Below are 12,103 nucleotides of genomic sequence, written 5' to 3'. Positions count from 1 at the left end.
CTCCTGTAAACAAGGGCTGCGATCTTTCTATATCTGTCCGTTGGCGATCATATCAATGGCTCTTGGGAGGATCACCCACTCGGCCTCCTCCATGACCCGCCGCTGCAAAAGCTCCGGCGTATCCCCAGGCTTTACCTCCACTGCCTTCTGTAAAAGGATGGGGCCGGAATCCATGCCCTCGTCCACGAAATGGACGGTAGCTCCTGTGAGCTTCACGCCCCTGGCCAGGGCAGCCTCATGGACCTTTAACCCATAATAGCCCACGCCGCAGAAGGACGGGATCAGGGACGGATGGATATTGATGATCTTATTCCTGTACTTTGCGATCATGGCCTCCGGGATCTTTACCAGGAAGCCTGCCAGAACCACCAGGTCCAGGTCATAGGAATCCACCTTTGCCACCAGGGCCTCGTTAAAGGAAGCCCGGTCCGGAAAATCCTTCGGTGAGATGCACTCTGCCGGGATCCCATGGTTCCTGGCCCGCTCCAGGGCGTATGCACCCGGGTTATTGCTGATGACAGCCGCAACCTCTGCATTGGTGATCTTTCCCTGGTCCATGGCATCCAGGATGGCCTGGAGATTGGTCCCTCCTCCGGAAACCAGCACCCCGACTCTTAGCATAAGGTCACTCCCTTTTCGCCTGCCTCAATGGAACCGATGATATACGGCGTATCGCCTGCTGCCCGCATGGCCTCCATGGCCTTTTCAGCGTCAGCCGGATCCACGGCAACGATCATGCCGATCCCCATATTAAAGGTATTGTACATCATCTGCTCCTCGATCTGGCCCTTTTTCTGCATCATTCCGAAAATAGGCGGTACAGGATAGCTGTCCTTTCTGATCACAGCATGAACGCCGTCCTTTAACATACGGGGAACGTTCTCATAAAATCCGCCGCCTGTGATGTGGCTGCACGCCTTTACAGTCACGCCGGCATTTTTCACATTCTTTAATGCTTTTACATAGATCCTGGTGGGAGCCAGCAGTGTCTCACCCAGGGTCTTTCCCAGCTCATCGTAATATGTATCCAGGCCCTCGCGGTCCATTTCCTTCTCAAACACCTTTCTCACCAGAGAGAAGCCGTTGGAATGAACGCCGGTGGAGGCCATGCCGATGAGAACGTCTCCGGCAGCCAGGTTCTCGCCTGTGATCATTTCCTTCTTATCGCAGACACCCACAGCAAAACCGGCCAGATCGTACTCGTCCTCTGCCATGAGACCCGGATGCTCCGCAGTCTCTCCGCCGATCAGAGCAGCTTCCGACTGGAGGCAGCCCTCGGCCACGCCCTTAACGATATCCGCAATTTTTTCCGGATAGTTCTTGCCGCATGCAATATAATCCAGGAAGAATAAGGGCTCTCCGCCTGCACAGGCAATGTCGTTGACGCACATGGCAACGGCGTCGATACCGATGGTATCGTGCTTATCCATGATCATGGAAAGCTTCACCTTTGTTCCGCAGCCGTCGGTACCGGAAAGCAGCACAGGCTCCTCCATCTCTTTGATCTTCGCCAGGGAAAAGGCGCCGGAAAAGCCTCCGAGACCGCCTAAAACCTCTTCACGCATGGTCTTCTTCACATGCGCCTTCATTAATTCCACAGACTTATAACCAGCTTCAATATCTACTCCGGCTTTCTTGTAATCCATACTTTCCTCCTAAAATCCAGGGTTTTCGTTTGTGTTTCCGTTTTGTGCGCCTTATTTCTTCATGGACGCCAGATACTCTTTGTATCCGGTCTTGTCTAACTTCTCCGCTTTTCCTACGACTTCGTTTTTCATCTTTTCAGAGTATGCCTTTAACCGGGAAAGGAGCTCCGGATCAGAGGCAGCCAGGATCTTCGCTGCCAGGATCCCTGCGTTCTTTCCTCCGTTGATGGCAACCGTGGCCACCGGGATGCCGGAGGGCATCTGGACAATGGAATAAAGGGAGTCCACGCCGCCCAGATCAGACGTTTTCATGGGGATGCCGATGACCGGCATGGGGAACAGGGCTGCACACATGCCCGGTAAATGGGCTGCCTTCCCGGCTCCGGCGATGATCACCTTTACTCCCCGCTCCTCGGCGGTCTTTGCATAGTCAAAGAAAATATCCGGCTCCCTATGGGCGGAAATTATGGTCATTTCAAAATCGATCCCCATCTCTTCCAGGAAGTCTGCGGCCTGGGCCATTACCGGCATATCCGAATCGCTTCCCATTACAATGCTTACTTTTGCCATTGTCAACACTCCTTCATAGGTAGATGATTATTAATAAGTAATTCTAATAAAAGCTAGTAAGATGAATCATTCTTCTTATGAATCATAATACTAGCTTTTTATTTACCTGTCAAGTGCCTGGTTCAACTCTTCTGTTCCAGGGAGCACAAAACGGCCGTCCTTTATGATTGGGACCCGGGTTCCGCCAGGCTCCACGACAGTGATGCTGCCCAGCTCCTTATAGGGGATGGTGATGTCCTTATGGACACCGAAATATGCCCGGGAAACATCCTCCTTCCTTAAGATGGAGATCTCGTTGTCCCTGGCAGTCATCTCCTTTCCGTCGGGATTATACATGGGGCTGTCCTCAGACCAGCTGTAACAGGTGTCTCCCACAGCAAAATGGGGGCCCATTTTCTCCACGATCAGGATCGGCAGCCGGTCTGTGATCCCGAACCGCTCGGCCATGGCGTAAGCCGTGGTATTGGTGCCGATGGCAAATTCTCCCATGGGAAGGGTCTCATGCTGGTTCATGATCTCCTGGACCACCAGCTTTCTTCCTGCCTCGGCGGCTTCCTTTTTTTCCTGCTCTCCGGCCAGGGGCAAAAGCTCCTCCAGGAAGTTGCCGCAGGATACGGAGGTCACCCGTCCCTCCTTAAATTCCATGGTCAGATCTTCAAACTGGATGCCGCTGATATAAACGCTTCCCACATGCAGGAGCCCTTCCGTTCCAGAAAGCCTCGGAGATGTAAACACCTCTCCCAGAGGGATGTTTACATCAGCCACGCAGTTTTCAAACCGGGTCTGAGAGGCCGGATCGGAAAGCTCCGCCAGATCGATGCGGAGGTTCGTCCGGTTCGTTCCATTTCCCAGGACCTCCACGTACTCCGCCCGGTCCAGGGCATCGATGATGTGCTGCTGGATCTTCTGGTATTTTACGTAATCCAGGGTATTGATGTCGATGGTCTCCTTAAAGATCTCCTCAAAGTCTGGTCCGATGGAAGGCAGCGGAAAGGCGATGATCGTAAAGCTGGTTTCGTCACCCGGGATATACTGGTTCACCACCGGCATGGACAGATTCCTGTATTCCAGGAACAGCCTCTGCTGCTTTTCTGTGAAGGACCAGGCCTCTTCCTTATTGACCGGAGAAAAGCTTTCCTCTCCAAAGGTCTCCACCACAGCCGGTCCGGCGTATTCTGCGGCTTCCTTTTTGTACTGCTCATAGGCAGTCTTTAAAACGGAAAGCTTCCGGTCCCGGAACGCCTTATCATAATAAACGGCGCTGTCATACCTGTGGTCATAGTCATACTGCTTATTGGGCGAAGAGGAGGTGTATCCCGCTCTTCCTGCCGGGTTTTTATTGACGCTGTCCACGGCTGCCCGCATGAAGATCACAGAAAGCCCATGAGCCTCAAAATTTTTCACAGCCTGGCGGATCATCCGCTCGAATCCCAGGGGATAACGGATCAGCACGGTCTTTTTCTTTGAAAGATCGCGGCCCATGACGGCAAATCCCCGGATATATCCGTCGGTATACGTATCCGCCATGCAGCGGATGGTCTCCTCCGGAAGACGGTTCAGGAAACCGGCTGTCTGGAGCTCCTGCTCTGAAATATACTCGCCGAACCGGTACAGGTAGGACAGATCAGAAAGATCGCTTCCCATGATGATCTTCTTTGCAAAGTCCAGGGACGGATCCAGGCATTCCCGGATCCGGTATGTTAAGGTCACGTCGCAGTAATCGCTGACGCACCAGTACAGGACGTCCTTCACTTCCCTTTCTGTGGGAACGCCTTCCTCGAACAGATTATAGATCTCGATCAGGGCCTCGTTTCCGATGACCATTTCCAGCATCCGCCCCTCAAAGGCGTAGGCGATATCGCCCCGGATCTCGGCGTACAGGAAGCAGAGCAGCCTCCCCAGCTCCTTTCCCAGCCGGCTCACCGCCCAGGCCGGGTTTCCGTAGCTCGTCTCATACCGTTCCCCCCGGATATCTTCATAGAGCTTTTCATTGAGCTCCTTAAGCTCCTCTCCGGTCCAGGAACCAAAGGTCCCTTCCTCTACTGCCTCCATGACCCTGCCGCAGAGCCCGATGAACCGGGACATGACCGTAAAGAAATCCCTGTACGGCTCCGTTACCGTCTGCTCCTCCTGAAATTTAAGGATCCGCGCCATGGAAAGCTCATACCGCTCTCTGATCAGCTGCTGTTCCATTTTTCCCTCCATTTTCCGCCCTGCCCGGCTCCAGGCCGGACCGGCTTCCCATTCTTTTACGATATACCCGTTTACAGGGCTATAAAGATCACCGCCAGCCACAGGACCACCAGGATCCCTGCGGCTATGAGGCTGGCCTTTGCCAGTATATAATTCTTTTCCCTCTCTAAAAAAGAAAAGATCCCATAGACCAGGGATGAGGCCGCTGTCAGGATGCTGCAAAATCCCAGCGCGGCCGCCACCAGCGGCGCATTCCCCCCGGTCACATACCCCAGGGCCAGGGCGGCGGCTCCAAAGAGAAGGGAAACCGCCGCCAGCCCCGCTGCCACAAGGCTGGCCTTTGCCAGGGGCTTTTTTATATACGATACTTTATTTCCGATACGCTGCACTATATCTTCTCCATATCTTTCTGGCTCCGCAGAAGGTCAGATACCCTGCCAGAGCTCCGATGGTATTTAAAAGCAGGTCGTCCACATCAAAGCTTCCCACCCGGAAGACCAGCTGGGTCGTCTCGATACAGAGGCTGAACACCGCTCCCAGAAGGGTCGTGGTGTACCAGCGGTCCACCCGGCTCCAGATCTCCGGAAGGAAGAACCCAAATGGCATGAACGCTGCCATGTTTCCGACAATATTTAAAAATACGGCTCTCCAGCCCAGCACATCCGCATGGGTCAGAAAGCGCCTGATCTCCTTTAATGGGGTCAGATTATAGCTGTAACCGGCCCGTATGCCGGGAGTCCGCCCCATCTCCTCCGCAAAAAACAAAAAATACGTCAGCAGCACCAGATACAGGACAAAAAACAGGAAGCCCAGCTTCCGGTGCCTTTCATTCTTAATAAAAAAATCCACGTTTTATTCCAAACAGACCCTGGGCCTGATACTTTCTATATTATTGTTTCCATCTGACAATTTCCGATTTGTCCCTTTTTGCACAGATAAGATGCCGTCCCCAGGACAGCATCTTATCTGGTGTACCTTATGATTAAAATGTGATCTCTGATTTTCTCTTAAGGAGCAGAGCGCCGTTTATAATGGCGATGATGCCTGCTGCCAGGCCCACAGAAGCGACTACGATCCCGACGGCAATGCTGGCGGCGCCTGTATTGCGCATGGTCTTATAGATTCTTTCCATGACGTATCCTCCTCTATTTTACACCATACTGCTCATAGTATGCATCGATGGCAGCCTTTAATGTGTCGTCGATCACAACTTTTCCTTTATACTCTCTGTTGTAAAGGTGCTCCACCACTTCCTTCATGGTCACGATGGCCGTGGTCTTGAAGCCATACTTTTCCTGGATCTCTGTAAGGGCAGATTTTTCTCCCTTTCCTCTTTCGCAGCGGTCCACAGAAACCACCAGTCCCAGAACGTCCACATTCCCCTGGGCCTTGATGATCGGAAGAGTCTCCTCTATGGAGGTTCCCGCTGTGGTCACATCCTCGATGATGACTACCTTATCGCCATCGGCAATGGGGCTTCCTAAGAGGATCCCCTTATCGCCATGGTCCTTTACCTCTTTTCTGTTGGAGCAGTATTTGATATCTGCGTCAAAATGCTCGCTTAAGGCCATGCTGGCAGCAACGGTCAAGGGGATTCCCTTGTAGGCCGGTCCGAACAGCACGTCAAACTCTGTTCCAAAGGTATTCTGGATGGCCTTTGCATAATACTCTCCCAGCTTTCTTAACTGGGCGCCGGTGCGGTAAAAGCCTGTGTTCACGAAGAACGGGGTCTTTCTTCCGCTCTTTGTTACGAAATCACCAAACTTTAAAACGCCGCAGTCCACCATAAATTCAATAAATTCCTGCTTATATTTTTCCATTTTCCGAATCCTTTCTCTGTTTTGCGGATGCGGGACACTGGCCCTAACGGACCGCCCCGATCAGCTCATTGATATCTTCCACTCCGTACTTTTTCATGTACGCTTCGATCCCATCCACGATCTCTGCCGTTGTGCAGGGGTTCACGAAGTTGGCCGTTCCCACTGCCACGGCTGTGGCTCCGGCCAGGATAAATTCCAGGGCGTCGTCGGCAGTCATGATGCCGCCCATGCCGATCACCGGGATCTTCACCGCCTGGGCTGCCTGGTACACCATACGCACCGCCACCGGCTTCACCGCCGGACCGGACATTCCTCCGGTCTTATTGGCCAGGGCAAAGGTCCTCCGGTTGATATCGATCTTCATTCCTGTAATGGTATTGATCAGGGATACCACGTCGGCCCCTCCTGCCTCCACAGCCTTTGCCATTTCGGAAATATCCGTCACATTGGGAGAAAGCTTCATGATCACCGGCTGCTTTGCCACTTTTTTAATGGCGGCTGTGATATCCTCCGCCACCTTCGGATCCTGTCCAAAGGCCAGGGCTCCGGCTTTTACGTTGGGACAGGAGATGTTGATCTCCAGCATGTCCACATCCGTCCCGCCCAGGCGCTCCACCACGTCCAGATAATCTTCCTTTGTTTTTCCGCAGACATTTACGATGATCTTCGTATCATACTGCTTTAAAAACGGGATATCCCGTTCAATAAACACGTCCACGCCCGGTCCCTGAAGGCCGATGGCGTTTAACATGCCGCCGTATACCTCTGTCACCCTGGGCGTCGGATTTCCCGGCCAGGGTACGTTGGCGATCCCCTTGGTCACCACGGCTCCCAGACGATTCAGATCCACCATCTCGCCGTATTCCATACCGGACCCGAAGGTACCGGAGCAGGTCATCACCGGATTCTTAAGCTGGACTCCGGCTAAATTCACCTTTGTGTTCATGCTTAATCCTCCTTTACTTTTACCGTTCCGCACATACAGCCGCCGGCGATCCGCTCCCTCTGCTCCTCAGAGGAAAGCAGCTCCACCTCATCCGCTAAGAATACGGGGCCGTCCTTGCAGACTCTCTTGTTTTTCACGTTGCTGTGCTCGTCCACATCCTTACTGTGACACACACAGCCCAGGCATGCGCCGATGCCGCAGGCCATCTTCTCCTCCAGGGAGATCCAGCACTCGATGCCATTTTCTGCTGCATACGCCTTAAGGGCCTTTAACATGGGCGTAGGACCGCAGGCATAGATCACATCGGCCTTTAAGCCGCCCGCCCGGATGGCATCGATGACGTTTCCTTTCGTTCCGACGCTTCCATCCTCAGAGGCGATGACCACCTCTGCGTATTTTCCGATCTCATCTGCCAGGAAGGTCTCCGCATCCCGGTAACCTAAAACGGCGGTCTTTTCGCATTCTAAGTTCTTTGCCAGCTCTAACATCGGCGGGATCCCGATGCCTCCTCCGATAAGAAAGGCCTTCTTATCCTTTAACGGAAACCCGTTTCCCAGAGGACCCATGATGTCCAGCGTATCCCCGGCCTGGTATCTGGAAAACTCCAGAGTCCCGGCTCCGGCGATCCTGTACACGATGCGCAGTCTTCCCTTTTCCTTATCAGCTTCACAGATACTGATGGGCCGCGGTAAAAGTTTTGAGGGGTCGTTGGTGTAGACTGCGATGAACTGGCCGGGTCTGGACGCCTCCGCCATTTCCGGCGCGTCCAGCCACATGCTGAAGATCCCCTCCGCCAGCTTCTCCTGGCTTACGATTGCTGCTCTCACTTTTTTCTGTGCCATGGCTTCCTCCTAGAGAACGCTGTTGATATCAGCGATCATGTCCATAACTGCCTGTCTGGACGCCTCTGCGAAATGCTCCGGGCCGAACTTGGCGTATTTTTCCTGCTTGTAAGCCGCGATGATGCCGCGGGAGGAGTTGACCACCGCGCCGAGCCCGTCTTCATTGAAGCAGTTGGCCAGATCCTTTGCTGTACCGCCCTGGGCGCCGTAGCCCGGCACCAGGAAGTAGGTATGGGGCATTAGCTTTCTTAAGATCTTGCTCATTTCCGGATAGGTGGCTCCCACAACGGCTCCCACATTGCTGTATGTACCGTCCATGCAGTCTGCGCCCCACTCCACGACCTTTTCAGCCACCAGCTCATACAGCGGTCTTCCGTCGATGAGACGGTCCTGGAACTCGCCGCTGGAGGGATTGGAGGTCTTTACAAGGACGAACAGTCCGCGGTCCTCCTCCCGGCACACGTCCACGAAGGGCTTTACGCCGTCGGTTCCCAGATACGGGTTCACAGTGATAAAATCAGTATCAAAACCGGAGCATACATTGCTGCCGACCTTTACCTTTCCCAGATGTCCCACCGCATAGGCAGAGGACGTGGAGCCGATATCGCCGCGCTTTACGTCTCCGATCACCAGAAGTCCCTTTTTCTTGCAGTATTCCACGGTTCTGGCATATATTTTAAGTCCCTCAATGCCAAACTGCTCATACATGGCAATCTGGGGTTTCACTGAGGGAATCAGATCATAGGTGCTGTCAACGATTTCTTTATTGAACTGCCATACGGCTTCCGCAGCTCCTTCTAATGTCTCTCCAAACTCCTTAAACGCGTTCTGGACGATGTGAGACGGAATGTAGCTTAACATCGGGTCAAGACCAACACAGATAGGCGCCTTTGTTTTCTGAATCTTCTGTACCAGCTGACTAATCATAGTTTCCTCCTTCAATGCAGTTCCATTTCCTGTATTTCTATTTCCTATAAAACCTTATTCTTATAGATTTTAGCATAAGAAAGAACGGCTTTCAAGCCCCAAGTGAAAAGATTTGGGGCTTGAAAGAAGGGAGTTTCCCTGATCATTCCAGTGATCCCAGCAGAGACTCAAACACATCCAGAGCAGCGTTTACCACTCCCGGCCCCTCCATATCGAGGCCGCAGAGCTTTAAAAGCTCTGTGGGCTTCATGGAGGATCCGCCCTTTAAAAAGTTAAAATAGCCCTCCAGGGCATTTTTATCGCCGTCGAAGATCCTCTGGCCGATGGTAACGGCAGCGGCAAAGGCCGTGGCGTACTGGTACACATAGAAGGTGTAGTAAAAGTGGGGGATCCGTGCCCACTCCACGTCGATCTCCGGATCCACGCACATATCCGGGCCAAAATATTTTTCATTGAGCCCGTGATAAAGAGAGCAGAGAGCATCCGCAGTCAGAGGAATACCGTCCCGGCACATTTTATGGGTCTCCCACTCAAATTCGGCAAACATGGTCTGGCGGAACATCACGGAACGGAACCGGTCCAGAAGCTGGAAGATCAGGGATTCCTTCTCCTCCCTGGTCTCTGCCTGGCGGATCATGTGCTGGAACAGGATCACCTCGTTGCAGGTGGACGCCACCTCCGCTACAAAAATGGTATACCCGGCGTAGGCCGGCGGCTGGGCGTGGTCCGAATACCAGGAATGGAGGGAGTGCCCCATCTCATGGGCCAGGGTAAGGACCGAATCCAGGCTGTCCGTATAGCTCATGAGCACATAGGGATGACAGCCATATACATGGCGGGAATATCCGCCGCTCCTCTTTCCCTGGTTTTCGTAGACATCGATCCACCGGCTGGAAAAGCCCGTTTCCAAAAGCTTCCCATACTCCTCTCCCAGAGGCTTTAACCCCTCCAGGATCAGCCTTTTCCCCTCCTCATAGGGATACCTCTTATCCGTCCCTCCTGCCAGGGGGACAAACAGGTCGTACATATGGAGCTCTGGAAGGCCCAGCCGTTCCTTTCTCAGCCTCACATACCTGTGCAGGGCCGGAAGCCGGCTTCCAATGGTCTCCAGAAGGCTGTCATAGACCTGCTCCGGCACCTCGTTGGCCGCCAGGGACATTTCCCGGCTGGAGCTGTAATTTCTCGCCCTGGCCGTAAAGCAGGCCTGCTTTACATGGCCCTCATAGGCTGCTGCCAGCGTATTGGAAAACTGGCGGTAGCTGCTGTAATAACTATGAAAGACTGCCTGCCTCAGACTCCGGTCCCGGCTTTCCATCAGCGTTCCATAGGAGCCGTGGGTCACAGGGATCTCCTCTCCGTCTCCCCCACGGACTGCCTGGAAGCGGACATCCGCATTATTGAACATGGTAAAGATCGCAGAAGGAGCCGCCGCCGTCTGGCCAAAGCCCGCCAGGAGCCGTTCCTCCCTTTCGCCCAGCATATGCTCCTTCCTGGCCAGGATCCGCTCCAGATACAGCCGGTACCCGGAAAGCGCTCCGTCTTCCAGGAAGCCCTTCATGACCGGTTCCGGTATCCCAAGGAGCTCCGGCTCTGCAAAGGAGGATGCCTCCATGGCCCGGGATAAAAGAAGCTGCGCCCGGGATAAAAGGGCCTGGGAAGCGCTCTGGGACGTATCCTCGTCTCTTTTCTGGATGGCGTAAGCCAGAAGCCTGGAAAATTTCAGATCCATGGCCACATCGTGATCCAGGTACTCCTTCAGCACAGCCGCGTCCTCCCCTAAACGGCCCTTAAAACCCTCATACCGTCCGATCCCGCTTTCCAGCTCTGAAAAAAGCTCCTCCAGCGCTTTCTCCGTAGGGATCAGATCCCGCAGATCCCACTGGAACTGCGGATCCATCTCACTGCGTTTTTTTAATGCCTCTGCCATAAAAACTCTCCTTTCCTCCCGGACATGCCTCCCGGCTCCGGGGCTTTCTTATCCGATCAGTCCCGCCATCAGGGGAACGGCGATCACGGTCATCAGTCCTGCCACGGCAATGGAAAGGCTGCTCATGGCGCCCTCCACTTCTCCCAGCTCCAGGGCCTTGGAGGTCCCAATGGCATGGGCCGCCGTTCCCAGGGCCAGTCCCTTTGCAATGGGCTCCCGGATCCCCACCAGCTTAAACCAGCCTTCTGCCACGATGTTCCCCAGGATGCCGGTAAATATGATGCTGACGATGGTGATGGTCACGATGCCTCCGGCCTCCTCCGCCACGCCCATACCGATAGCTGTGGTGATGGATTTGGGAAGCAGGGATACATAATGCACACGCTCCAGACGGAACACCAGGGACATGGCAAAAATGCTCAGGACGCTTCCTGCCACTCCGGTGGTGATGCCGCAGAGAACGGCGGCAAGGTTTTTCTTTAAAAGCTCCAGCTGCTTATAAAGGGGGATCGCCAGACAGACCGTGGCCGGTGTCAGAAAATAGCTGATGTAGGACGCCCCCTGGTTATAATCCCCGTAAGAGATCCCTGTGGCCTTTAAAAGGGCCATCACCAGAAGGATCGCCACCAGAAGGGGGTTCAGAATGGCCCAGCCCAGTTTTTTCTTTAAGGCCATCCCCACAAGATAGGCGGCCACGCTTACAAACATCCCAAAATATAACGGCATCTAGTTCTCCTCCTTTTTCTGTCGTCTGATGATCCACTCTGCCGATTTTCCCGTCACCGTCATGACGACCAGCGTGGAAACCACGGTGATGACGAAAAAGGGGACCAGGATGGCCTTCAGTTCGTCAAATTTCTCAATGAGGCCCACTGCTGACGGAATGAACATCAGAGGCATCAGATCCAGCAGCAGATTGCCGGTGGCCTGGACGTCCTGAAGCTTCACCGCCCCGGAGCATAAAAGCCCAAGAAGGATGAACAGGCCGTAAACTCCTGCGGGCACCGGGAACGGGATCCACTGGTTCAAGAGCTCGCCGATCATGGTGATCCCAAAGATAATGGCGATTTCTTTCAGATATTTCATAATTATTCTCCTCTCCTTATGAATGTCCCCATTTTAGCACCGTCTGTCTCTCCGGGCAACAAATTATACAGAATTTTCCGCATTTTCTTCCGGCCTTCTTGCATTTCCATCTGATACCTGTTACTATCTGAGATACTGGATCCGGG

14 protein-coding genes are annotated in these 12,103 nt (G+C 53.6%); all 14 read right to left on the bottom strand.

Annotated elements, in window-relative coordinates; genetic code table 11:
• Positions 1–27: 27 nt before the first annotated feature.
• Positions 28–621: a phosphoribosylglycinamide formyltransferase gene (purN, locus tag ACI6NM_RS01100; RefSeq protein WP_022273574.1), complete on the bottom strand. Its 594-nt coding sequence runs from the start codon at positions 619–621 to the stop codon at positions 28–30.
• Positions 615–1,646 (bottom strand): phosphoribosylformylglycinamidine cyclo-ligase, encoded by a 1,032-nt coding sequence (gene purM, locus ACI6NM_RS01095; RefSeq protein ID WP_022273575.1) that lies wholly within the window; start codon positions 1,644–1,646, stop codon positions 615–617. The genes purN and purM overlap by 7 nt, the downstream gene beginning before the upstream one ends.
• Before the next feature lie 51 nt (positions 1,647–1,697).
• Positions 1,698–2,216, bottom strand: coding sequence for a 5-(carboxyamino)imidazole ribonucleotide mutase (gene purE, locus ACI6NM_RS01090; RefSeq protein WP_022273576.1), 519 nt, complete (start codon positions 2,214–2,216; stop codon positions 1,698–1,700).
• Positions 2,217–2,318: 102 nt separating this feature from the next.
• Entirely contained in the window at positions 2,319–4,409 is a 2,091-nt protein-coding gene (locus tag ACI6NM_RS01085) for an aminopeptidase (protein ID WP_262427571.1), read from the bottom strand.
• A gap of 71 nt (positions 4,410–4,480) precedes the next feature.
• Positions 4,481–4,798, bottom strand: coding sequence for a calcium:proton exchanger (locus tag ACI6NM_RS01080; RefSeq protein WP_158357231.1), 318 nt, complete (start codon positions 4,796–4,798; stop codon positions 4,481–4,483).
• On the bottom strand, positions 4,779–5,258 hold the full coding sequence (locus ACI6NM_RS01075; RefSeq protein WP_022273579.1) for a VanZ family protein: 480 nt from the start codon (positions 5,256–5,258) through the stop codon (positions 4,779–4,781). The genes ACI6NM_RS01080 and ACI6NM_RS01075 overlap by 20 nt, the downstream gene beginning before the upstream one ends.
• Before the next feature lie 133 nt (positions 5,259–5,391).
• On the bottom strand, positions 5,392–5,541 hold the full coding sequence (locus ACI6NM_RS01070) for a hypothetical protein (RefSeq protein ID WP_022273580.1): 150 nt from the start codon (positions 5,539–5,541) through the stop codon (positions 5,392–5,394).
• A 13-nt stretch (positions 5,542–5,554) separates the two neighbouring features.
• Complete coding sequence (gene pyrE, locus ACI6NM_RS01065) at positions 5,555–6,229, bottom strand: orotate phosphoribosyltransferase (RefSeq protein WP_158357229.1); 675 nt, start codon at positions 6,227–6,229, stop codon at positions 5,555–5,557.
• A 43-nt stretch (positions 6,230–6,272) separates the two neighbouring features.
• The gene (locus ACI6NM_RS01060) at positions 6,273–7,175 is read right to left on the bottom strand and encodes a dihydroorotate dehydrogenase (RefSeq protein ID WP_262427570.1); all 903 of its coding nucleotides are present in this window, start codon (positions 7,173–7,175) and stop codon (positions 6,273–6,275) included.
• A 2-nt stretch (positions 7,176–7,177) separates the two neighbouring features.
• Positions 7,178–8,017 (bottom strand): dihydroorotate dehydrogenase electron transfer subunit, encoded by an 840-nt coding sequence (locus ACI6NM_RS01055; protein WP_262427569.1) that lies wholly within the window; start codon positions 8,015–8,017, stop codon positions 7,178–7,180.
• A gap of 9 nt (positions 8,018–8,026) precedes the next feature.
• Positions 8,027–8,944: an orotidine-5'-phosphate decarboxylase gene (gene pyrF / locus ACI6NM_RS01050; RefSeq protein ID WP_022273584.1), complete on the bottom strand. Its 918-nt coding sequence runs from the start codon at positions 8,942–8,944 to the stop codon at positions 8,027–8,029.
• A 142-nt stretch (positions 8,945–9,086) separates the two neighbouring features.
• On the bottom strand, positions 9,087–10,871 hold the full coding sequence (gene pepF / locus ACI6NM_RS01045) for an oligoendopeptidase F (protein ID WP_262427568.1): 1,785 nt from the start codon (positions 10,869–10,871) through the stop codon (positions 9,087–9,089).
• Between the two features lie 48 nt (positions 10,872–10,919).
• On the bottom strand, positions 10,920–11,597 hold the full coding sequence (locus ACI6NM_RS01040) for an LrgB family protein (protein ID WP_262427567.1): 678 nt from the start codon (positions 11,595–11,597) through the stop codon (positions 10,920–10,922).
• Positions 11,598–11,957: a CidA/LrgA family protein gene (locus tag ACI6NM_RS01035; RefSeq protein WP_262427566.1), complete on the bottom strand. Its 360-nt coding sequence runs from the start codon at positions 11,955–11,957 to the stop codon at positions 11,598–11,600. It lies immediately after the preceding gene.
• Positions 11,958–12,103: the final 146 nt, after the last annotated feature.

Source organism: Pilosibacter sp. YYHA0881, from assembly GCF_051602715.1.
In the GTDB taxonomy this organism is placed as follows: domain Bacteria; phylum Bacillota; class Clostridia; order Lachnospirales; family Lachnospiraceae; genus Alitiscatomonas; species Alitiscatomonas aceti.
This window is presented reverse-complemented; position numbering and strand designations above follow the sequence as displayed.

Coding starts and splice junctions, on each gene's coding strand:
- purN (WP_022273574.1), bottom strand. CDS start 621: ATGCTAAGAGTCGGGGTGCTGGTTTCCGGAGGAGGGACCAATCTCCAG.
- purM (WP_022273575.1), bottom strand. CDS start 1,646: ATGGATTACAAGAAAGCCGGAGTAGATATTGAAGCTGGTTATAAGTCT.
- purE (WP_022273576.1), bottom strand. CDS start 2,216: ATGGCAAAAGTAAGCATTGTAATGGGAAGCGATTCGGATATGCCGGTA.
- ACI6NM_RS01085 (WP_262427571.1), bottom strand. CDS start 4,409: ATGGAACAGCAGCTGATCAGAGAGCGGTATGAGCTTTCCATGGCGCGG.
- ACI6NM_RS01070 (WP_022273580.1), bottom strand. CDS start 5,541: ATGGAAAGAATCTATAAGACCATGCGCAATACAGGCGCCGCCAGCATT.
- pyrE (WP_158357229.1), bottom strand. CDS start 6,229: ATGGAAAAATATAAGCAGGAATTTATTGAATTTATGGTGGACTGCGGC.
- ACI6NM_RS01060 (WP_262427570.1), bottom strand. CDS start 7,175: ATGAACACAAAGGTGAATTTAGCCGGAGTCCAGCTTAAGAATCCGGTG.
- ACI6NM_RS01055 (WP_262427569.1), bottom strand. CDS start 8,017: ATGGCACAGAAAAAAGTGAGAGCAGCAATCGTAAGCCAGGAGAAGCTG.
- pyrF (WP_022273584.1), bottom strand. CDS start 8,944: ATGATTAGTCAGCTGGTACAGAAGATTCAGAAAACAAAGGCGCCTATC.
- pepF (WP_262427568.1), bottom strand. CDS start 10,871: ATGGCAGAGGCATTAAAAAAACGCAGTGAGATGGATCCGCAGTTCCAG.
- ACI6NM_RS01040 (WP_262427567.1), bottom strand. CDS start 11,597: ATGCCGTTATATTTTGGGATGTTTGTAAGCGTGGCCGCCTATCTTGTG.
- ACI6NM_RS01035 (WP_262427566.1), bottom strand. CDS start 11,957: ATGAAATATCTGAAAGAAATCGCCATTATCTTTGGGATCACCATGATC.